The sequence below is a fragment of the Deltaproteobacteria bacterium genome, assembly GCA_035063765.1.
GTDB lineage: Bacteria > Myxococcota_A > UBA9160 > UBA9160 > PR03 > CAADGG01.
On sequence record JAPSFT010000041.1, the window covers coordinates 1 to 21,302 of the forward strand.

General features: G+C 76.6%; 14 protein-coding genes. 6 read left to right on the forward strand and 8 right to left on the reverse strand.

Translation table 11 applies throughout. The features are described from left to right. Positions 1-199: 199 nt before the first annotated feature. Positions 200-496 (reverse strand): PepSY domain-containing protein, encoded by a 297-nt coding sequence (locus OZ948_19115; GenBank protein ID MEB2346835.1) that lies wholly within the window; start codon positions 494-496, stop codon positions 200-202. A 120-nt stretch (positions 497-616) separates the two neighbouring features. Here OZ948_19115 and OZ948_19120 point away from each other — a divergent pair, with 120 nt between their 5' ends. The 3 genes from OZ948_19120 to OZ948_19130 are packed head-to-tail and all read left to right on the forward strand — an operon-like array spanning position 617 to position 2,954. Then, positions 617-949 carry a PepSY domain-containing protein gene (locus OZ948_19120; GenBank protein ID MEB2346836.1) on the forward strand — a complete coding sequence of 111 codons (333 nt, stop codon included), beginning with the start codon at positions 617-619 and terminating at the stop codon, positions 947-949. Continuing rightward, entirely contained in the window at positions 946-1,611 is a 666-nt protein-coding gene (locus OZ948_19125) for a response regulator transcription factor (protein ID MEB2346837.1), read from the forward strand. The genes OZ948_19120 and OZ948_19125 overlap by 4 nt, the downstream gene beginning before the upstream one ends. Next, positions 1,608-2,954, forward strand: coding sequence for an ATP-binding protein (locus OZ948_19130; GenBank protein ID MEB2346838.1), 1,347 nt, complete (start codon positions 1,608-1,610; stop codon positions 2,952-2,954). The genes OZ948_19125 and OZ948_19130 overlap by 4 nt, the downstream gene beginning before the upstream one ends. Positions 2,955-3,029: 75 nt before the next feature. On the opposite strand, the gene OZ948_19135 is transcribed toward OZ948_19130, so the two are convergent. The 3 genes from OZ948_19135 to OZ948_19145 form a co-directional block, all read right to left on the reverse strand. Next, positions 3,030-3,446, reverse strand: coding sequence for a VOC family protein (locus OZ948_19135; protein MEB2346839.1), 417 nt, complete (start codon positions 3,444-3,446; stop codon positions 3,030-3,032). Beyond that, positions 3,443-5,896 (reverse strand): tetratricopeptide repeat protein, encoded by a 2,454-nt coding sequence (locus OZ948_19140; protein ID MEB2346840.1) that lies wholly within the window; start codon positions 5,894-5,896, stop codon positions 3,443-3,445. The genes OZ948_19135 and OZ948_19140 overlap by 4 nt, the downstream gene beginning before the upstream one ends. Positions 5,897-6,034: 138 nt before the next feature. Further along, positions 6,035-7,114 (reverse strand): D-alanine--D-alanine ligase, encoded by a 1,080-nt coding sequence (locus OZ948_19145; protein ID MEB2346841.1) that lies wholly within the window; start codon positions 7,112-7,114, stop codon positions 6,035-6,037. A 122-nt stretch (positions 7,115-7,236) separates the two neighbouring features. Between OZ948_19145 and larE the strand changes: the two genes are divergently transcribed. Both larE and OZ948_19155 read left to right on the forward strand, forming a co-directional pair. Next, positions 7,237-8,091, forward strand: coding sequence for an ATP-dependent sacrificial sulfur transferase LarE (gene larE, locus OZ948_19150; GenBank protein ID MEB2346842.1), 855 nt, complete (start codon positions 7,237-7,239; stop codon positions 8,089-8,091). Positions 8,092-8,115: 24 nt separating this feature from the next. Continuing rightward, positions 8,116-10,080: a hypothetical protein gene (locus OZ948_19155; GenBank protein MEB2346843.1), complete on the forward strand. Its 1,965-nt coding sequence runs from the start codon at positions 8,116-8,118 to the stop codon at positions 10,078-10,080. On the opposite strand, the gene OZ948_19160 is transcribed toward OZ948_19155, so the two are convergent. Continuing rightward, positions 10,057-11,646, reverse strand: coding sequence for a tetratricopeptide repeat protein (locus OZ948_19160; protein MEB2346844.1), 1,590 nt, complete (start codon positions 11,644-11,646; stop codon positions 10,057-10,059). The genes OZ948_19155 and OZ948_19160 overlap by 24 nt on opposite strands. Before the next feature lie 174 nt (positions 11,647-11,820). On the opposite strand from OZ948_19160, the gene OZ948_19165 reads away from it, so the two are divergent. Continuing rightward, a complete protein-coding gene (locus OZ948_19165) occupies positions 11,821-13,476 on the forward strand; it encodes a hypothetical protein (protein ID MEB2346845.1) in 1,656 nt (551 codons plus the stop codon). A 44-nt stretch (positions 13,477-13,520) separates the two neighbouring features. On the opposite strand, the gene OZ948_19170 is transcribed toward OZ948_19165, so the two are convergent. The 3 genes from OZ948_19170 to OZ948_19180 are packed head-to-tail and all read right to left on the reverse strand — an operon-like array spanning position 13,521 to position 20,923. Further along, a complete protein-coding gene (locus OZ948_19170; GenBank protein ID MEB2346846.1) occupies positions 13,521-16,046 on the reverse strand; it encodes a fused MFS/spermidine synthase in 2,526 nt (841 codons plus the stop codon). A 15-nt stretch (positions 16,047-16,061) separates the two neighbouring features. Beyond that, positions 16,062-18,530, reverse strand: coding sequence for a tetratricopeptide repeat protein (locus tag OZ948_19175; protein MEB2346847.1), 2,469 nt, complete (start codon positions 18,528-18,530; stop codon positions 16,062-16,064). Continuing rightward, a complete protein-coding gene (locus tag OZ948_19180) occupies positions 18,527-20,923 on the reverse strand; it encodes a tetratricopeptide repeat protein (GenBank protein MEB2346848.1) in 2,397 nt (798 codons plus the stop codon). Before OZ948_19180 ends, OZ948_19175 begins: the two co-directional genes overlap by 4 nt. Positions 20,924-21,302: the final 379 nt, after the last annotated feature.

Here is a 21,302-nt window from a genome sequence, read left to right on the forward strand (position 1 = left end):
CTGCGCGCGCACCGCAACCTCTACGGGTTGCCCGAGATCGCCGACGTGCACCGCGTCCTGCGCGAAGCCGGCTTCGCGCGCACGGGGGAGGTGCCGGTGGTGCCCGGCGGCGCGGTGCGCTTCGTGTGGGGCGCGGCGGGCGCGGCCTGAGCGGACGAACGCGGGGCGGCCGCCGCGCACGGCGGCCGCCCCGGCTGCGCTAGTCGCGCTTCTCGTGCAGGATCTCGAGCGTCTTCAGGTCGAGCTCGAGGTCGACCGGCTGGCCTTCGGCGTTGCGGGCGTCGACCTCGTAGCGGCCGTCGTCCACCTCGATGTCGTGCACGTCGGTGTAGCCCTTGCCTGCGAGGGCGTCCTCGATGCGCTGGATCTCGTCCGGCGCGATCGGCTGGTCGTCGTCGTCGGCGAAGGCCGCCGGCGCGGTGAAGCCGAGCACGGCCAGGGCCGCGGCCGGCAGGGCGAAGGGACGCAGGATGCGGAGCGTTCGAGCGGGGATCATCGGTGTTCCTCCTCGCCGGGCAGGATGCCCGGACGGGGCGGAACCTGCCGCAGCAGTGCGCGGGTTCCTTGAACGGGCCGTTCATGGAAGGTTCAAGCTCCGGCACCTAGGCTCGGGCGCGTGACCCCGCGTCGTCTTCCCATCGGCGCCGCCTGGCTCGCCGCGCTCCTCGCCGCCGCGGCACCGGGCGCGCGGGCCGGTGACGCCGAGCGCGCCCGCGCCGGCGTCCAGGCGGGCCGCTACGTGCCGCTCGCCTCGATCCTCGACTGGCTCGACGCGCGCTATCACGGGCGCGCGATCGAGGTGGAGCTCGAGGACGACGAGGACGAGCCGCCGACCTACGAGGTCGAGTGGCTGACGCCGCAGGGGCGGGTCGTCGAGTTCGAGTTCGACGCGCGCAGCGGGGAGCTGCTCGAGCGCGAGGGGCGGGGCCTCGAGGACGCGGCGCGGTGAGGGTGCTGGTCGTCGAGGACGAGCCGGAGCTCGCCGCCAAGCTCGGCCGCGCGCTCGCTGCGGCCGGCTTCGCCGTCGATCTCGCCCACGACGGCGAGCACGCTGCCTTCCTGGGCCGCAGCGAGCCCTACGACGCCGTGGTGCTCGACCTCGGGCTCCCGCGGCTCGACGGGCTCTCCGTGCTGCGCGGCTGGCGCGAGGGCGGCGTCGGCGCCCCCGTCCTGATCCTGACCGCGCGCGGGCGCTGGAGCGAGAAGCAGGCCGGCTTCGCGGCCGGCGCGGACGACTACCTCGTGAAGCCCTTCGAGCTCGGCGAGGCCGTGCTGCGCGTGCAGGCGCTGGTGCGGCGCACCCGAGGCCACGCCTCGCCCGAGATCCGAGCGGGCGGCCTGTGCCTCGACACGCATCGGGGCGAGGTCTCGCTCGGCGGCGAGCCCGTGGCGCTGACGGCCCAGGAGTACCGGTTGGTCGCCTACCTGATGCACCACGCCGGCGGCGTCGTGTCGCGCGCGGAGCTGCTCGACCACGTCTACGAGCGCGGGCTCGACCCCGACTCGAACGTGATCGACGTCCTGATCGGGCGCGTGCGGCGCAAGATCGGCGCGGCGCGCATCGAGACGGTGCGCGGGCGCGGCTTCCGCCTGCGGGCGCTGCCCGCGTGAGGCGCCCCTCGCTGGCCGGCCGGCTGCTGGCCTCCGCGCTCCTCGGCCTGGCGCTCCTCCTCCCGCTCGGGGGGATCGCACTCTCGTGGGGCTTCCGGCGCGCGGCCGAGGCCGCCTTCGACGAACGGCTCGACGCCTGGTCGCAGGCGGTGGTGGCCGGGCTCGCCGCGGACGCCGGCGGCGGCGAGCGCGCGCGGCCGGCCGGGGATCCGCGCTTCGACCGCCCCCTCTCGGGCTGGTACTGGGAGGCACGCGCGGGTGGCGCGCGGGTGGCGGCCTCGCGCTCGCTGTGGGACGCGGAGCTGCCGGCGCCGGCGCCGGCGCCGGGGGCGGGGGCGCCGCGCGTCGTCCCCCTGGCCGGCCCGCGCGGCCAGCGGCTGCGTGCGCTCGTCCGCCGCGTGACGCTTCCCGGCGTCGAGGTGCCGCTCGAGCTGGTGGTGGCCGGTGACGACGGCGCCCTGCGCCGGGAGATCGCCCGCTTCGACGCGCTCCTGCTCGCGGCGCTCGGCGGGCTCGGCGCCGCGGTGCTCGCCCTCGGAGCCCTGCAGGTGCGGCTCGCCCTGCGCCCCCTCCAGGCGCTCGCCGGCGAGCTGCGCGAGGTGCGCACGGGCACGCGCGAGCGGATCGGCGACGCGGCGCCGCGCGAGCTCGCAGCGCTCGCCGACTCGCTGAACGCGCTCCTCGCCCACGACGCCGAGCTGGTCCGCCGCGCCCGCGACCAGGCCGCCGACCTCGCGCACGCGCTGAAGACGCCGCTCAGCCTGATCCGCGCCGAGGGCGAGGAGCTCGGCGGGGAACGAGGCGCGCGGATCACGGCCCAGAGCGACACCATGTGGAGACATCTGGAGCGGCGCCTGGCACGCGCGCCCCGGCCGGCGGTCGCCGGCGTGCGGACGCCGATCGCGCCGGTCCTCGCCGCCCTCGCCGAGACGCTGCGTCGCCTGTACCCGGCGTGCACGATCGAGCTCGACGCGCCGGCCGACGCCCTCTTTCCCGGCGCACGCGAGGACCTCGAGGAGATCGCGGGCAACCTGCTCGAGAACGCCTGCAAGTGGGCGCGCGGGCGGGTGCGCGCGCGCGCCCGCACCGAGACGGACGCCCTCGTGCTCGCCTTCGACGACGACGGGCCGGGGCTCGCGCCCGCCGCCCGCGACCACGTGCTCGCGCGCGGCGGGCGCCTCGACGAGCAGACGCCCGGCTCCGGGCTCGGGCTCGCGATCGTGCGCGAGGTCGTGGCCCAGTACGGCGGCGCGCTCCGGCTCGAGGCGGGCGAGCTCGGCGGCCTGTGTGCGCTCGTGGAGGTGCCGGCGGGCGGCGGGCCCCGGGGGCTCGCGCCCCGGTAGGCGCGGGACCCCGGTCGTCGCGGGCCGGCCCGATCCGCCGGCCAGGCGGCGGCGGCCTCGACGGATGGGGCTCCGCTACGGCGGCGCCGGCGGGCCCTTCAGCTCGACCGTGTTGCCGTCGGGGTCCTTCACGTACAGCGACGGTCCCATGCCGCCGGCGCCGTAGCGGGGCGCCACCTCGCCTGCTGCGATCCCGTGGGCCTCGAGGTGCGCGCGGATCGCGGGCTCGTCGAAGGCCGTGAGCGCGAGCGCGACGTGATCGACGTTGCGCGCCTCCTCGCCCGCGGGCGCGCCTCCCGCCCGGCCGAGCGGGCCCGCGACGGGAACGAGGTCGATCAGGCTCTCGCCGGCGCGGAGCTGGTAGAGCCCGAGCGCGTCGCTCGCGCGCTCGACGGGGCAGCCCAGGGCGTCGCGCCAGAAGCGCAGCGAGGCCTCGACGTCGCGCACGCGCAGCACGACGTGGTCGAGGTGGCGGATCGAGATCGGGTTCACGGCGGTGCCGGGCCCTCGGTGTCCTCGGGCGGGTCCCCTGGAGCCGCGAGCCTCGCGAGCTCGCTGCGCGCGGCCTCCGCGTCCGGGAACGGGCCGGGCGCGAGGGCGCTGCGCAGGGTCTCGGCGGCCCGCTCGCGCTCGCCGCGGCGCGCGAGCGCGAGCCCGAGATGGAAGCGCATGGCCTGGGAGTCGGGTGCGCCCGCGAGGGCCTGCTCGAAGAGACCCACCGCGGTGTCGGTCTCGCCGCGCTGGAGGTGCACCCAGCCGAGCGTGTCGGCGACCTCGGGGCTCGGGTCGAGGCCGTGCGCGCGCTGCGCGAGCGCGAGCGCACGGTCGAGCTCGCGGCCGTCGCTCGCGAGCAGCCAGGCCAGGTCGTTGGCGGCGCCGGCATGGTCCGGGTGCAGGCGTACGAGCTCCTCGAGCCGCTCCCGCGCGCCGGCGCGGTCGCCGCGCGCGAGCACGATCTGGGCGGCGGCGTAGCGGGGCCCCGGGTCGTCCGGCAGGGTGGTGGCGGCCTCGTCGTAGAGCGCGAGCGCCCCGTCGAGGTCGCCGCGCTCCTGGGCGAGCGCGGCGAGGCCCACGCGCGCGCGCGCATCGCGCGGGTCGTGGGCGAGCGCGTCCTCGAAGGCGGCGCGCGCGTCGCCGGGACGCCCGAGCCGGAGCAGGACGCTGCCCCGCAGCTCGGCGAGCGAGGCGCGGCTCTCGCGCGCGCGGGCGCGGTCGACGGTCGCCAGCGCCTCGTCGTTCCGGCCCGCCGCGAGCAGCAGCCCGGTGAGGCGGCGCAGCACGGGCTCGTTGGCGGGCTCGCCCAGGTCGAGGCCGCTCGCGCGGAGCGACGCGGCGCCGGCCGCGGCGCCCGCGGGCCCGGAGCCGGCGGCCGCGGCCTCGATCTCGGACCCCGCGAGCGCCGCCTCGCGCGGGAAGCCGCGCTCGCGCAGCCGGCCCGCGGTCGCGCGGGCGTCGTCGAAGCGGCCGAGCGCACGCTCGGCCTGGATCGCGAGCAGGTAGCCCTCGGGCCGCGCACCGCCGCGCCGCTCGAGGAACAGGCGGGCGGCCTCGAGCGACTCCTGGTGCGCGCCGCGTGAGGCTTCGAGCGTGGCGAGCAGCAACGCCGCGTCGGTCGCACCCGGGTCGATGCGCACCGATTCGCGCAGCTCCGCGATCGCGCGCCCGATGTCGCCGCCCTGGCGCGCCGCGAGCGCGGCCAGGTAGTGGGCGCCGGCGTGGTTGGGCCAGCGTTGCAGCCCGGCCTCGAGCGCGGCGAGGGCGCCGGCGGCGTCGCCGCGCGCGAGCAGGATCCTGCCCGTCAGCAGCTCGCGGAACGCCGGCTCCTGGAGCCTGCCGGCGAGCTGCTCGGCCTCGTCGAGGCGCCCGAGGTCGAGGAGCAGGTCGCCCTTCAGGAAGAGCAGCTTCTCGGGCGGCGGCGACTCGAGCTCCTCGGCCTGCTCGAGCACCGCGAGCGCGGCGGCGGGCCGGCCTGCACGCTGCTCGAGCTGCACCAGCGCGATCCACGCCGGCACCCCGCCGACCTGCTCGATCCCCTCGCGCAGCAGGGCGCGGGCCTCCTCCGCCTGCCCCGCGCGCTCCAGGCGCAGCGCCAGGAGCTGCCGGAGGTCGAGGTTCGCAGGCTCGCGCTCGAGCGCGCGCCGCCAGGACGCGGTCGCCTCTTCGCCGCGCTGGCGTTCGTCGTAGAACGCGCTGGCGAGGCGCAGCACGAGCGGATCGGAGGGTGCCTTCTCGAGGCAGCCGAGAAGCTGCGCCTCGGCCCGGGCGTCGTCGTGGCGGGAATCCTCGAAGAAGGCGGCGCGGGCGAGGCAGCCGCGCGTCGCCGCCACCGCGTCGCCGCTCGCGGCCGCCGCCGCCTCGAGGCCGGCGTACATGCGCTCGGCCTCGTCGGTGCGGCCGAGCTCGGCCAGGATCGCGCCGTACAGGAGACCCGCCTGGAGGTCCCCCGGCGCGGCCTGGTAGAGGCGCTCCGCCTCGGCCAGGGCCTCCTCGCGACGCTGCGCGCCGAGCAGGGCCTGCGCGCGCAGATGCCGCGCAGCGGTGTGCGCGGGGTCGGCTGCGAGCACGCCGTCGGCGGCCCGGATCGACTGCTCGTAGGCCCCGATGGACAGGAAGGTCGTCGCCAGCAGCAGGCCCGCCGGCACGTGGTACCCGGACGAGAGCGCAGCGCGCTCGAGCGGGACGATCGCGAGCCTCGGCTGCCCCGTCTGCAGGAGCGCGACGCCGAGCAGGAACTGCGCCTCGCTCGCTTCGGGCTCCTGCGCCAGCAGCTCGCGCAGGGGCTCGATCGACTCGTGGAAGGCGCCTGCGTCCTGGAGCGCGCGCGCCTGCGCGAGCCGCTCCTCGCTGCCGCCGGCGCAGCCGGCGAGCAGCGCGAGGACGGCAAGCAGCGACCACGCCAGCGCGAGACGACCGGATCCGGGGGCGGCCGGGCGGATCGACATCGAGAACGGGCTCTCCTGTTCGCGAGAAAAGCAGGCGAGTATAGGGCAGCCCGGCTCCGTCACCGCGCCGCCGCCCGACGGGCGGCGCGGTCCTCCGCCCATCCGGGGGCCGGGCGCCCGGAGGCCGCCGCCGGCCTCCTAGCCGCGCCGGAAGAGCGTCGCGAGCTTGCTGCGCCGCGCGTGGTGCGCGAGCGCCAGCTCGACGAGCCGGTCGAGGAGCTGCGGGTAGGGCAGCCCGCTCGCCTCCCACAGCCGCGGGTACATCGAGACCTCGGTGAAGCCGGGCAGGCTGTTGAGCTCGTTCAGGTAGAAGGTCCCGCTCGCGCGCTCCAGCAGGAAGTCGGCCCGGCCGAGCCCCGTGCCCTCGAGCGCACGGAAGGCGCGCAGCGCGAGGTCGCGCACGCGCTCGCTCTCCTCCTCGGAGAGCGGTGCGGGGACGAGCAGCTCGGTGCTCTCGTCCACGTACTTGGCCTCGTAGTCGTACCACTCTCGGCGCGGCCGGATCTCACCCGGCACCGACGCCTCGGGTGTGTCGTCCCCGAGAACCGCCACCTCGATCTCCCGGGCGTCGAGCGCGCGCTCGACGAGCAGCTTGGTGTCGTAGCGCGTGGCCTCGGCGAGCGCGCGGGGGAGCGCGCGGACCTCCTTCACCTTGGCGATGCCGACCGAGGAGCCCGAGTTCGCCGGCTTCACGAACACCGGGAGGCCGAGCTCGTCGGCGACCCGCAGCGCCACGCCGCGCGGATCGCGTGCCAGCTCGGCCTCGCGCACGACGCGCCACGGGCAGACGGGGATGCCCGCCTGCTCGAGCAGCCGCTTGCTGACCTCCTTGTCCATCTGGATCGCGGAGCCGAGCACGCCCGAGCCGACGTAGGGCAGGCCGGCCAGCTCGAGCAGGCCCTGGAGCGTGCCGTCCTCGCCGCCGTGGCCGTGCACGATCGGGAACAGCACGTCGAGCGGGGTCGGGCCCGAGGGGCCGGCCAGGGGCTGGAGCGCGTTCTGCGCGGGCGTCGCCGGAAGCTGCACGGGGACGCCGCGCGCGAGCGCGCTCTCGAGCGAGCTGCCCGGGGCGCCGAGGCGCCAGTGCCCGTCGTGGTCGATCGCGACGAGCCAGACCTCGTAGCGCGAGGGGTCGAGGTTGCGCAGGATCGAGGCCGCCGACTGCAGCGAGACCTCGTGCTCGACCGAGCGGCCCCCGTAGACGAGCCCCACCCGCAGCTTGGCCATGTCCCCCCCTCGGCTCCCCGCCGTCGCCGTGCGCGCAGCATAGCCCTCCGCGCGCTCCGCTCGGAGGCGTCGGCCGGACGCTCGGCCCGTTTGATACCTTCGCGCCGCACGCCATGCCCTACGCCGACTCCCTCGCCCCCGCCCTCGCCGCGAAGGCCGCCGCCCTCGACGAGCGCCTGCGTACCGCGGGCCGGGTGCTGGTGGCGTTCTCGGGCGGGGTCGACTCGAGCTTCCTCGCCTGGGCGGCCCACCGGGCGCTCGGCGACGGGGCGCTCGCGGTGACCGCCCTGTCGCCCTCCTATCCCGCAGCGCACCGGCGGGTCGCCGAGCAGGTGGTGCGCGCGTGCGGGCTGCGGCACCGCTTCGTCGGCACCCGCGAGATGGAGAGCGCGGCCTACCGCGCCAACGCGCCCGACCGCTGCTACCACTGCAAGTCCGAGCTCTTCGCGGTGCTCGGCGCGCTGCGCGACGCGGAGGGCTTCGACGCCGTCGCCTACGGCGTCAACACCGACGACACCGGGGACTTCCGGCCCGGCCACCGCGCCGCCAGCGAGCGCGGCGTGCTCTCGCCCTTCCTCGACGTCGGGCTCGCAAAGGCCGAGATCCGCGCGCTCTCGCGGGCCGCGGGCCTGCCGACCGCGGATCTGCCGGCGTCGGCCTGCCTGTCCTCGCGCCTGCCCTACGGCACGGAGGTCACGCCCGAGCGGCTCGCGCAGGTGGAGGCGGGCGAGGAGCGCCTGCGCGCGCTCGGCTTCCGGCAGGTGCGCCTGCGCCACCACGGCGAGCTGGCGCGCATCGAGATCGACCCGGGCGAGCTGCCGCGCGCGCTCGATCCGTCCGCGGCCCGCGCGATCGTGGCCGCGATCAAGCCGCTCGGCTTCCGCTTCGTCTCGCTCGACCTCGAGGGCTATCGCACGGGTGCGCTCAACGAGGTGCTCTTCGTCGGCGACTTCGCCGCCTCGCGCTGAGGCCGCGATGCACCCGGGCGACGCATGAGCGCCGCGCGCGTCCAGCGCCTCGCGGCGGCCGGGCTCTGCGCCGGCGCGCTGGCGCTCCTCGGCTGGCGCTGCGCCTGCTCCCCGGAGGTCGCCTTCGTCCACCAGCACGGCACGGCGGCCTGGATCACCGATCCGCAGCCCGTCGACGCCCGCACCCAGCAGTGGGGGCGGGCGGCGCCGCCGGTCGCGCGCTTCGTCGCGCGCTTCCCGCTGGCCGCGGCGCCGGCCTCCGCGTCGCTCCGGCTGCGGGCCGCACGCGCCTGGCGCGTGCAGGTCAACGGCGTCGCGATCGCCGCCTCGCCCGACCCCGACCCCGCCTGGCGCCGCGACCGCGTGCTCGAGGTCGGCGCCGCGTTGCGCCCGGGCCCGAACGAGATCGAGGTGGCGGTCTGGAACCCGCGCGGGCCGCCCTTGCTGCGGGCGCGCCTCGAGTGGCCCGGGGGCGCCCTCGCGACGGGCCCGGACTGGCAGGTTTCGATCGACGGCGGCCCGCCGCGGGCGGCGGTGCTCCCCGACGACACCCGCCCGCACCCGAGCGCGATCCTCGGCCCGCGGCCGGCGCGAGCGCTGCGGGAGCGGGGCCTCGCCTTCGCCGGGATCCTGCTCGGGGCGTGGGCCGGGTGGCTCGCCGCGGGAGCCGCCCTCGCGCGGCGGCCCGAGCGGGCGCCGGCGCTCGCCCTCGCCGCCGTGCACCTCGCGTGGCTCGGCCTGTTCGCCACGAGCTTCCTCGCGCTGCCGCTGCGGACCGGCTTCGATGCGAACGGGCACCTCGAGTACGTCGCGCTCCTGCGCGAGCGCGGCGCGCTCCCGCTCGCGACCGAGGGCTGGTCGACCTACCACCCGCCCCTCTACTACGCGCTCGTCGCGGCGCTCCAGGAAGGGGCGGCCGCCTTCGCGCCCGGCTGGGAGGTGGCCCTCACGAAGCTGCCCTCCTTCGCGGCGGGGCTCGCGCAGGCCTGGCTCGCGTGGGCGCTGGCTGCCGTGCTGGTGCCGGGGCGGCCGCTCCTGGCGGCGGTGGGCGTGCTCTTCGCGGGCGCCCTGCCCCTCAACCTCTACGCCTCCGCCTACGTCTCGAACGAGCCGCTGCACGCAGCCGCGTTCGGGCTCGCGGTCTGGCTGTGCGCCCGCGCCCTCGCGCGCCCCTCGACGGAGCCCCGGGCGCTGCTCGGCGCCGGTGCGGCCCTCGGCGTCGCGTTGCTCGTGAAGGTGACGGCGCTGGTCGCCGCCGCGGTGGCCACCGGGGTGGTGCTCGGCCGTGCGGCCGTCGTCGAGCGGGTCCGGCCGGCGCGGCTCGCGGGGCTCGCGGCCGCGCTCGGCGCGCCGGTCCTCGCCCTCGCCGGCTGGTGGTACCTGCGCCAGTGGCTGGCCTACGGCTCGCCGCTGGCGGGCAACTGGAACCTCCCGGGCCGGGTCTGGTGGTCGCAGCCGGGCTTCCACGGCTGGGGCTACTACCTGGGCTTCGGCGAGGCGCTGCGCCTGCCGGTCTTCGCGGGCTTCCGCTCCTTCGCCGACGCGCTCTACTCGAGCTTCTGGGGCGACGGCTGGGCCGGCGGCCGCGCCACCGCCGCCGCGCTCCCGCCGTGGGACTGGCAGTGGGCGGCGCTCGGCTACTGGCTCGCGCTGCCCGCGACCGGGGTGCTCCTGGTCGGTGTCGGTGAGAGCGCGCGGCGCGCCTTCGGGCCGGGGCCGCGGCGCGCCGCGTGGTCGTTCGTGCTGGGGCTCGAGGGCGCGCTCGCGCTGGCCTTCGTCGCGCTCACCCTCGAGCTGCCCTACTTCGGGCAGGCCAAGGCCCTCTACCTGCTCGGGCTCGTGGCGCCGCTCGCGGTGCAGTTCGCGCTCGGGGCGCAGGCCGCCGAGACCCGCCTCGCGCGGCTCGGGGGACCGGCGGCGGTCGCCGCCGGGCGCGCCTGGCTGACCGCCACCGGCCTCGTCTTCCTACTGTCCTTCGCGGGGCCCTGACGGGGGCGGCGCCTCGGGAGGGTCGGGGACGGGCCGCACGCCCCGCGCGCGGAGCCCCCGTACGCGGCCCTCGATGAAGCTGCGCTCGGAGGCGAAGCTCTCCGGCGCCAGGCGCAGCGCCTCCTCGAAGCCGTAGAGGGCGCGCGCGGCGTCGCCCTGGCGCAGCCGCACGTCGCCCAGCAGGTAGCGCACCTGCGGGTCGTCGGGATACGCGTGGAGCGAGTGGCGGTAGGCGGCGGCGGCGCCGGCGAGATCGCCGCGCCGGTCGAGCACGCTGCCGACGCCGGTCCAGGCGAAGCGGCCGAGCGGGAAGGCCCGGGCGGACTCGCGGTAGAGCGCCTCCGGGTCGGCCCAGATCCGCGCCCGGGTGACGGTGCCGGCCGCGAGGGCGAGGGCGGCGGCGGCGGTGGTCACCGCCAGCGCGCGGGCCGCCCGCGGCCCCCGCGCGTGCGCCCACTCGTCGCCGAGCTGCACCAGCAGCCAGATCGCGCCCGGCAGGGCGGCGTAGAGGTACCGGTCGGCGTACACCACCGCCATCGGCACCACCTGCGCCACCGGCGCCAGCATCGCCACGAACCAGAGCGGGCCGATCGCGCGCTCGCGGCGCCGGAGACACAGGATCGTGACGGAGGCGGCCGCGGCGGCCAGCGCCAGCAGCGGGCCGAGCAGCGCGGGATCGCTCCATCCCGTGATCGGCGCGGGGTGCACGCCGTGGGCGAGCCCGACCGGCAGCACGGCGAGGCGCAGGTAGCGCCAGACCACCCACGGCAGGATCTGCGCGGTGGCGAGCGCCGAGCCGCCGAACCAGGGCGCCACGCCGCCGCCGATCGCCTGCGCGTAGAGGTTGAGCAGGAAGGCCAGCGGGGCGCCGAGCAGCAGGGGCAGGAGGTCGGCGGCGGCGCGGCGCAGGTTCGCGCGCAGGCAGAAGGCGGTGCCGAGCAGGATCAGCGGCAGCGGCAGCGCCGCCGGCTTGGCCAGCAGCGCCAGCAGGCCCGCAGCCAGCACGGCCACGTGCCGCCCCCGGGACGGCGCCTGCAGATGCGCGATCCAGCGCTCCAGCGCGAGCAGCCCGAAGCTGACACATAGAAGCGTCTTCGACTGGCTGATCCAGACGACCGCCTCGCTGGCGGCCGGGTGCACCAGCAGGAGGACGCCGGCGGCGAGGGCCGCTCCCCGCGACAGCCCGGCCCGGGCGGCAGCGGCGGCGAGGGCCGTCGCCGCCGCCGCGTGCAGCACGACGTTGACGACGTGGTAGGGCGCCGTCCAGGCCCCGAACAGCCGCCACTCGACGAGCAGCAGGAGATGATGGACGGGCGTCCAGTTGGCGAAGTAGGGGTCGAGCATCCGCTCGAGCGCCGCCGTGAACGGCAGCCGCAGGTTCGGGTTGCCCTCGAGGTAGAGCAGGTCGTCGGAGAGGAAGGGCCCTTCGAGGGACGGGCCGTAGAGCCCGAGGCCGATCGCCACGAAGGCGAGCGCGACCACCGCGAGGGCACGCGCGGGCAGGCTGCGGCCGGCCGGCGGCGGGACGGGCGCGCGGGCGCCGGCATCGACCTCGTCTGCGGGCACTGCCTCTCCTGGTCCGGGGGAGCACCCGGGGAACGGGGCCCAGACGCTACTCTACGGCGCCGCGTCCGGGGACGGTCCCTTGGCTTCCGCCGTCCAGGGACACGCTTGCCGGCGCCCCCGGGTCCGTCCCCGAACGAGCGAAGCAAAGGACCGTCCCCGAGTGGTTCCCGAGTGATGGCGCGCCGACGCCCCGACCCTACGCCGCCGCCCGCCGAGGGTGGGGACGGCGCGCACCTGCTGGCGCAGCCGCGCGCGCTCGTGCTGCTCGGGCTCGCCTTCGTGCTGGTCGCGCTGGCGGTCTACGCGCCGTCGCTCTCGGGCGCCTTCGTCTCCGACGACCTCCACTACGTCGCCACCAACCCCTACGTCCACGAGCTCAGCGCCCGCAACCTGGTCGAGATCCTGGACCCCAACGGAACGGCGGCCGTGTTCGTGGTCAACTACACCCCGGTCCACCTCCTGCTCCACGCCCTCGAGTGGCAGCTCTTCGGCGACGCCCCGTTCGGCTTCCACGTCGTGAACGTGGTGCTGCACGCGGCCGGCGCGCTGCTCCTCGTGCTGGTCTTCGCGCGGGCCGGCCTGCCGGCGGCTCTCGCGCTCTTCGGCGGCGGGCTCTTCCTGCTCCATCCGGCCAACGTCGAGGCGGTGGCGTGGGTCTCCCAGCTCAAGACCCCGTCGTCCTTCGTCCTGGCGATGGGGGCGCTGCTCGCCCATCCCCGGCGCCCGGCGCTCGCGGCTCTGCTGTTCGCGCTCGCGCTGCTCGCGAAGCCCACCGCCGCCGCCGTGCTGCCGGTGGCGGCGATCCTCGACTGGACGCGCGAGGGCAGGGTGCGGGCCGGCTGGCTGGCGCTCTGGGCCGTTGCGCTGGGCGGCTACGCGGTGGCCGAGCTCTGGACCCACCAGCGCACCGGCGCCGCCGAGCCGCTCCATCCCGACTCCTGGGTCCGCCTCCGCACCAGCTTCGCGATCGCCGCCCGCTACGCGTGGATGTCGCTGAGCTCGCTCGGGGTCTCGACCTTCCACGAGCCGGCGCCCGTGCTGTCCTGGCGCGATCCCTGGTGGCTCGCCGGCGCCGCGCTCTCGCTGCTGCTCGCCGTGCGTGGTGCCGTGTGCCTGCTCGGGCGGCGCGCGGAGGCCGCCTTCTGGGCGCTGGCCGGCGCGTCGTTCCTGCCCGTCTCCCAGCTCTTCCCGTTCCTGCACCCGATGGCCGACCGCTACCTCTACTACATCCTCCCCGGCCTGCTCGGCGGCGCGCTCTTCGCCGGGCTCGAGCTCTGGACACGACGCGCCCCGGCGCTCGGCGCCGCGCTCCGAAGCGGGCTCGCCGTGGCGGCGCCGGCGGCGGCCGTCGCGCTCGTCGCCGGCTTCGCCGTCCACGCGAACGCGCGCGCGCGCATCTGGGCCTCGCCGGCCCGGATCCTGGCGGACGCGGCCCGCCACTATCCCGAGGGACGCTCGGCCCTGCTGCTCCACGCCCGCCGTGCCGCGCAGGCCGGGGACAACGGCGCCGCGATCCGGGACCTGCGCGCCGCCTGGGAGCTCGGCTTCAACCGTTTCGAACAGCTCCAGGGCGACCCGGTCTTCGCGCCGCTGCGCGGGGACCCGCGCTTCCAGGCCCTGGTGCGCGAGATCGCCGGCTGGTGGGTCGCGCGCTTCTCGAGCCTCCCGAACCCGACGCAGCTCGAGCTGCGCGTGCTCGCGACCGCGCACCTCGCGCGCGGCGAGCACGCGGAGGCCCTGGCCGCGCTCGAGCGGGCCCTGGCCCGCGGCGGCCCGATCGACGAGCGCATCCGCGCCGAGATCGCGCAGGTCCGCGCGCTCGGTGGATGACACCAGGACGGGGTGGAGCCACGCGTCCGAGGCCAGCCGCTGCGTCAGGGACCGATCGTGACCGTGCGCAACGCGACGAGCGTGCGCTGCGCCGCGGCGTCCCCGGGGTTCGCCGCGAGGGCGGCGCGCAAGCGGCGGCGGGCCGCGGAGGGCTCCCCGCGCAGCTGGAGGAGCTTCGCCTCCTGCACGAGCGGCCGCGAGGTCGCGAACGGCGACCCGGGGGCCTCGAAGGGGGAAGGCGGCCGGCTCCCGGCTTCGCCCGCGCCGATCAGGAGCGCCAGGTTCGCGGCGGGCGCGTCGCGCAGCGAGGGCCGGGCGCGGAAGCTCGCGTAGGAGAGGCGCATCCGGTCCCAGTCGTTCACGGGGCCGGGCCCGAGCCGCGCCGCGAGGCTCGCGCCGCCGGTCACCCAGAGCGCCAGCAGGTCGGCGACGGTCGGGAAGCCGTAGGGCTCGAGCTGCCCGGCGAGCCCGCGCGCCGCGAAGTCCGCCTGCGCGCGCACCCCCCGCCCCGCGATCGGGCAGCGGCTGCCGAGCATGTAGAGCGACTCCGGCGCATCGGCGAAGAGCTCGACCTCGGGGAAGGCGGCCAGGAACGTGCGCAGGATCAGGGTGAGGCTCTCGGGCGCGTTCGAGAGCGGGATCCACTGCGCGAAGATCCCGCACGGCGAGAGGCGGGCCAGCGCGAAGCGGTAGAGCTCGAGCGACAGGATCCGGCCGTTGCCCGAGAAGTCCTTGTTCTGCTTCGCGTCCGAGACGATCAGGTCCCAGCTCTCGCGCGTGCGCAGCAGGTAGTGGATCGCGTCCTCCACGACCACGTCGCTGCGCGGGTCCGCGAGCGCCTGCGCCTCCGGGAACCAGCGCGCTGCCTCGAGCACCGCCGGGTTGATCTCGACGGCGTCGAGCGCGCTGAGCTCCGGGTAGGACGCCAGCGCCGCGTGGGTGGAGCCGGAGGCGACACCGATCGACAGCACCCGGCGCACGCTCGGATCGAGCGCCAGGGGGAGGTGCGCGAGCAGGACCTGCTTGGCGTAGAGCCCCGCGTAGAGATCGGCGCTGGTGGCGATCACCGACCCGTCGATGGCCATGGCGAGACGGTCGGGCTGCTGCGGGTCGGCCCACACCTGGACGGTGCCGATCTCCTCCTCGCGCTCGAAGAGCAGGCGCGGCACGGACTGCGCGATCAGGGGCTCGCCGGCGAACGGCAGCCGCGCCGGGAGCGCCACCAGCACCACGCCGCACGCCGCTGCCGCCGCGCCCGCCCGCCAGAGCGCCGCGGGCTGGCGCGCCGCGAACAGCACCGCGACGGCGAGCGCGCCGTTCACGACCATCAGGAGACGCACCGCGCCGACGACGCCGAAGCCGGGCAGCAAGAGCAGCGCGGCGGCGAGCGCGCCGGCGATGCTGCCGAGGTTGGCCCACAGGTAGGCGCCGCCCACGCGGGCGCCGAGCCGGCCGACGCGGCCCAGGTAGAGCCGGCTCGCCAGGGGAAAGGTGAGCCCCATGCACAGCGTCGCCGGCAGCAGCAGCGCCGCGGCGGTTCCCGCGCCGGTGGCGAGGCGGACCTCCCAGGGCCGCGCGGCGAGCGACTCCGAGAAGATGCTGAGCGAGTCGCGCAGGTCCGGCACCGACAGGAGGGCGTGGATGCCGGCGAGAGCCGCCGCCGCGAGCAGCGCGGTGGCGAGCTGGATCCAGGCGAGCGCGCGCTCGACCTCGCGCGCCCGCAGCAGCAGCCGCGAGGCCATGCCGCCGATCCCGAGGCCGAGCAGGAAGACCGCGAGCGAGGCGCTGATCGCGTAGCTGCTGTTGCCCACCACGTAGCGGAGCGCGCGGAACCAGATCACCTCGTAGCCGATCGTGGTGGCGCCGGAGCCGGCCAGCAGCCCGGCGAGGGCCCAGGCCGGCAGCCGCGACGGCAGCGGCTCGTCGCGCAGCGCCGCGGCGGCCTCCGCCGCCGTCGTGGTGCCCGGGCGCGCCGCGAGCCACGCCGCGGCCGCGACGGCGAGATTCGTGCCGTTCGCGAGCGTGATCGCGCCGCGGACCCCGAGCCACTCGAGCAGCACGAAGCCGGCCGCCGCGGCCCCGAAGGCGGCGCCGAGCGTGTTGAGCCCGTAGATCGGGCCGAGGTGCCGGTCGAGGCCCTGCTTCGAGTGGATCAGCGCGATGCAGAGCGCCGGGTAGGTGGCACCCATCAGCGCGCTCGGCACGAGCAGCAGGAGCAGGACCGCGGCGATCCGGGCGGGGGTGCCGACCAGCGCGGGCGCTGCGCCCGCCGAGAGGTCTGCGAACAGCGCGGGGAGCGCCGCGAAGAGCACCGTGAACGCCGCCGTGCTCGCCGCGATGCCGAGCTCGAGCCCGGCGTACGCGACGAGCGGCCGCTCGATCCGCGCCACCACGCGGTGGTAGCCCCAGGCGCCGATCCCCATGCCACCGAGGAAGCCCGCGACCACCGCGCTGGCGGCGAGCGTCGAGCTGCCGAAGGTGAGCGCGAGCAGGTGCGACCACGCGACCTGGTAGACCAGGGCGGCGAAGCCCGAGGCCAGCGCCAGGCCGTAGAGGAGCGGCGTCAGCACCGCTGCCCGCCCTGCCTAGGACGAGCCGGCCGGCGCCTGCGCGAGGCTCTCGATCTCGCGGCGCGTCTCCTCGAGCTCGGGGAACGGCGTGGCAGCGGCGAGAGCGCGCTCGAAGGCCTGGCGGGCCTCGTCGTGGCGGCCGAGGGCCTTGAGGCCGAGCCCCAGGTGGTACTGCGAGGTGGCCCACGCGGGGCTCTGGGCCTTGGCGAGCTCGATCGCCGCCCGGAACTGGTCGACGGCGGCTTCCGGGAGGTTCCGCCGCAGGTAGACGAGGCCGAGGGTGTCGGCCGCCTCCGGCGAGCGGGGCAGCGCCGAGCGCGCCTCCTGGGCGAGATCGAGGGCGCGCTCGAGGTCCGTCCCCTGGCGCGCGAGCAGGAAGGCGAGGTCGTTGCGGGCACCGGGCAGGTCGTTGCGCTCGGCCACCACGGATTCGAGCAGCTCGATCGCGCGCGCGTCGTTGCCGTTCTGGATCTGGAGGCGCGCGAGCAGGACGCGGTCGGAGACCGGGAGCTTGCCGGCCCGCGCGCGCGCCTCGAGCCGGTCGACGGCCTCCTGCTCGCGGCCGAGCTGGGTGAGCAGGCCCGTCAGCAGGTCGGCGGCGCCCGGCAGCTCCGGCAGGAGCGCCACCGCGCGCTCGATCGCCGCGAGCGCCTGCTCGGGCTTGCCGTTCGCGAGGAGCACCTGGGCCTGCTGCCGGTAGAAGATCGCGGCTTCGGGCCGCGCCGCGACGGCCTCGGCGGCGATCTGCTCGGCCCGCTCCTTCTCGCCGGCGGCGAGCGCGAGCCGGATCTGCTGGCCGATCAGCACGGCCTCGAAGGGCCTCTCGGCGAGCGCCCGCTCGAGCAGCTCCTGGGCGCGCTGCGGGTTCCCGGGCCCTTCCTTTCGCAGGTAGAGCACGACGGCGTCGAGGGGGGGGTGCTCGGTCGCGAGCATGGTGTCGAGCAGCTCGCGGGCGGCCTCGGCCCGGCCGGTGGCGTAGAGCGCGCTCGCCACGGTGCCGACGTCCTCGGGCATCAGCGAGCCGCGCGTGACGCGGCGCACGCGCCCGAAGGTCTGGACGCCGCCCTCGGCGTCTCCGGAGGCGATCTGCACGAGCCCCCGCAGCCGCAGCGCCTGCAGGCCTTGCGGGCCGTCGCCGCTCAGCTCGAGCGCCCGGTTGATGGGGCCGAGCGCTGCTTCGTAGTTGCCGAGCCGGAACTCCGCCTCGCCCAGGCGGAGCAGCGCGTGCGGCGTCTCCTGGCGCTCGATCAGCCGGCGCGAGGCGGCCGCAGCGTCGGCGAAGCGGCCCTCGCGCATCGCCAGCAATCCGACGACCTCGTCCGTCTCCGGCCGCTCCGGGCTCTCCTCGCGCATCTGCCGCTCGATCGCATGGGCCTCGTCGAAGCGGCCCGCCTCGATGTGCAGCGCCGCCAGGGCGCCGCGCAGCGGCACGGGATCGTCGAGGCGGCCCTCGACCTCGCGCAGATAGGCGACGGCCTCCTCGCCGCGCCCGCGCCGGGCCAGGGTCTGGGCGTAGAGGGCGTGGGCCCGCGGCTCGTCGGGCAGCGCCTGGATCAGCCGCTTCGGCACCTCGTCGCCTTCGCTCGCCGCGATCAGGCGCCCCCATGCGTCGAGGTTCGCGGGGTCGATCTCGACCTGGCGCTCGAGGGCCCGGCGCTCGAGCGCCGTGTCCCCGGTGGCGCGCGCGAAGCGGCGCAGCTCGTCGAGGGTGCGCTGCTCCTCCACCACGCTCGAGCGCTGGCGGGCGGCCTCTGCCGCCTGCTCGAAGGCGGCGCCGGCCTCGCCCCTGCGCTCCGGCCAGGAAGCGAACACCAGCGCGCGCTCGATGTAGCCGCGCACGACCTCCTCCACCGGCGCGTCGTCGGGCGCCACCGCCAGCCCGCGGTCGAAGGCGGCGAGCGCCTGCTCGAAGAGGGCGGGGTCCGGCGGCTGCCGGCGCAGCTCCCGCTCGCGGATGCGCGCGCGCTGCACGATCCCGACCTGGAAGAGGGCCATGTGGTCGTTCGGCGCGAGCTCGCTCGCCGTGAGCGCTGCGGCCAGGGCGTCGTCGGCCTTGGCCTGCGCGAGCGCGAGCTCCGAGCGCCGGATCCAGGCCTTCGCGTTGTCGGGCTCGCGCTCGATCACGCCGTCGATCAGGGTGCGGGCGAGCTCGGGGTTGTCGAAGAGCGAGAGCCGGGCGTAGGCGAGCGCCGCGTCGGCGTCCTCGGGCGCGAGCCGGTGCGCCTCCTGGAAGAAGAAGAGCGCGTCGGCGAGCCGGCCGGTGTGCTCGAGGATGGCGCCGATGCGCTGGTTCAGGCTGGCGCTCTTCGGGTCGAGCTTGAGCGCGTTGCGCAGCTCGATCAGCGCCTCGGCGCTCTTGCCCTCGGCCAGGAACTCCTGGGCACGCTCCAGGTGCGCGTCGCGCCGGGCCTCCGGCGAGCGGCAGCCCGCCAGGCCGGCGGTCCCGAGCAGGAGCACCGTCACGATCGCCAGCCGCCCGATCACTCGCCTGCTCCTTCCCCGGCGAGCTTGCCGAGCTCCTGCCGGGCCTGCTCCGCCTCGTCGAACGGGCCGCCGGCCAGGGCGACCTGGAACGCCTCGCGGGCGCCGTCGCGATCGCCCTGCCGGGCGAGCGCGAGCCCGAGGTGGTAGCGCGCGCTGCCGTAGTCGGGCCGGGCTGCGAGCGCCTCGCGGAAGCTGGCGGCTGCCGCCTGGTACTCGCCGCGGGCGAGCTGCACGTAGCCGAGCGTGTCGATCACCTCCGGCTGCGGCGCGAGCCGCCGCGACTGCTGTGCGAGGACCAGCGCCTCGTCGAGCGACTCGTTGCGGCTGGCGAGCAGGAAGGCGAGGTCGTTGGCGATCCCGGCGTGCTCGGGATTCTGGGCGCGCAGCACCCGCAGCCTGCGCAGGGCCCCCTCGGCGTCGCCGCCGGCGAGCTGGAGCTGGGCGGCGCGGTGGCCGTGCTCCGGCACGTCGGGCTCCTGCTCCGCAGCCCGTTCGAGGAGGGCGAGGGCCTCATCGGTCCGGCCCGCTGCGGCGGCCAGCTCGCCCTGGCCGGCCAGCGCCGGTGCGCAGGCGGGATCGGCCGCGAGGGCGCGCTCGAAGGCGGCAGCCGCCGCCGCGCTGTCGCCCGCCGTGAGCGCGAGCTGTCCCTGGAGCGCCGCGAGCCGCGCCCGCTCCGGCTGGGCCGCCGCCAGCGCCGCGACCCGCTCCCGCGCCTGCTCCGCCTGCCCGGCGGCCACCGCGAGATCGACGAGCGTGCGCAGCGCGATCTCGTTCTCGGGCGCGCCGAGGTCGATCGACGCCGTCTCCTTGCGCAGGATGGCGAGCGCCGCCTCGGGGCCCTCGGCGCCGCGCCGCAGCCCCGCCTCCTCGGCGAGCGCGACGCCGGCGCTGCCCGGCTTCTCGCGCAGCTCCGCGAGCTTCTCGTAGGCCTCGTCGAGCCGGTCGAGGCCGGCGAGTGCGCGTGCGGCGACCAGGTAGGCCGACACGCTCTGGGCGTCGCGGTAGCTGAGGTGCCGGTGTGCCATCTCGGCCGCCTCCGGGTAGTTGCCGCGCGCAAGCTGCAGGCGGGCGAGCAGCAGCGCGGCGTCGGTCTCGCGGGGCTCGGCGCGGCTCGCCTCGCGCAGCTCGCTCAGCGTGCGGTCGATGTCGCCGAGCTGGTGGGCGGCCTCCGCTGCCAGCATCCGGGCGCCGGCGTTCTGCGGCCAGGCCTGGATCGCCGGCCCGAGCTCGGCGAGCGCCTGCTTCGGGTCGCCGCGCTCGAGCGCGAGCCGCCCGCGCAGCACGCCCGCCAGCACCGGATTCCCCACCTGCGGGACGATCTCCTGCGCCTCGTCGAGCCGGCCGAGGTCCATCAACACGTCGGCCCGGACGAAGCGCAGCTCCTCCGAGCGGGGTGCCAGCGCGAGCGCCTCGTCCACCGCCGAGAGCGCCTTCTCGGGCTCGTTGCGGGTCCGGTAGGAGCCGGCGAGCGAGATCCACGCGCGCGGGTCGCCGCTCGTGCGGGCGCCTTCGAGGAGCATCGACTCCGCCCGCTCGCCCTCCCCCTCGGCCTGCAGGCGCTGGGCGAGCAGCCGGCGCAGGCCCTGGTCCGCCGGGTTGCGCGCGAAGGCGCGCTCCATCAGCGCCTTCGCCTCCTCGGGGCGGCCCATGTCGTCGTACGCCTGGGCGGCGATCGGCTCGAGGGTGAGATCGTCGGAGAAGCGCTCGAGGCACTCCTTCACCTTCTTCACGCCCCGGTCCGGGTCCTCGCGGAAGCGCCCGTAGAAGTTGGCGAGCACGAGGCAGGTGCGGCCCCGGCCCGACGGGTCGCCCTCCCAGTCGAGCTTCTCGGTGGCGAGCAGGACCTCCTCCGTCTCGTCGAGCTTGCCCATGTGCATGAGCGCCGCCGCCTTGAGGGACAGGGTCGATGCCCGCTCGGGGTCGAGGGCGAGCAGCCGCTCGGCCGCGTCGAGGGCGACGGCCGGGCGGCTGGCACCGAGGGCGGCCTGGGTGCGGATCGAGAGCGCCGCCTCGTCCTCGGGGTCTCGGGCGAGCACGATGTCGGTGGCGTCGATCGCCTCCGCGAAGTTCTTGATGTCGACGAGGGTGATCGCCAGCAGCAGACCGGCCTGGCGCGCCTCGCTCTCGTCCCGGGCGGCCTTCTGCAGCGGGAAGACGGCGCGGGAGGCGTCCCCGGTCCGCACCAGCGCGAGGCCGAGCCGGTAGTTGGCCTCCGGGTCGTCCGGGCGCTCGGCGAGGATCTGGCGAAGCGGCTCCAGCGACTCGGAATAGGCGCCCGCGTCCTGCAGTGCCCGCACGTCATCCATCGTCCCCTCGGGGCTTCCGCAGGCGAGCAGGCTGCACAGCAGGCCGAGCAGGACTCCCGAGGAAATTCCTGCCACCAAGGTCTTCATCGCTCCTACCTCCCCGATGTCCCCACGCAGGCCGGCGATCCGCGGCCAGCCGAGGCCCAGGCGAACCCGGAAGGCTAGCAGCATCCGCCGCGACGGATGAGTGCCGAGGCGAGGGCGGTTGGATACGACGGTTGGATCCGACGGTTGGATCCTGGATCCGACGGTTCCGGATGTGAGGGGGACGACGCCGGCGAGGCGGCAGGGTGCCGCGGGGGGCCGGTGAAGCCAGACCGACCAACGATCGAGAGAGGATTTCCCATGCGCAAGTTGTTCGCTCTCCTGGCCGTCGGCGCCGTGTCCCTGTTGGGCGCCGGCACGGCCTTCGCAGGCGCCATGACGGCATCGAGCTTCGGCTTCCAGATCGGCACGCTGCCGGCCC

Excerpts from the sequence above, each read along its gene's own strand:
- OZ948_19115 (MEB2346835.1), bottom strand. The coding sequence starts at position 496 with ATGATCCCCGCTCGAACGCTCCGCATCCTGCGTCCCTTCGCCCTGCCG.
- OZ948_19140 (MEB2346840.1), bottom strand. The coding sequence starts at position 5,896 with ATGTCGATCCGCCCGGCCGCCCCCGGATCCGGTCGTCTCGCGCTGGCG.
- larE (MEB2346842.1), top strand. The coding sequence starts at position 7,237 with ATGCCCTACGCCGACTCCCTCGCCCCCGCCCTCGCCGCGAAGGCCGCC.
- OZ948_19155 (MEB2346843.1), top strand. The coding sequence starts at position 8,116 with ATGAGCGCCGCGCGCGTCCAGCGCCTCGCGGCGGCCGGGCTCTGCGCC.
- OZ948_19165 (MEB2346845.1), top strand. The coding sequence starts at position 11,821 with ATGGCGCGCCGACGCCCCGACCCTACGCCGCCGCCCGCCGAGGGTGGG.
- OZ948_19180 (MEB2346848.1), bottom strand. The coding sequence starts at position 20,923 with ATGAAGACCTTGGTGGCAGGAATTTCCTCGGGAGTCCTGCTCGGCCTG.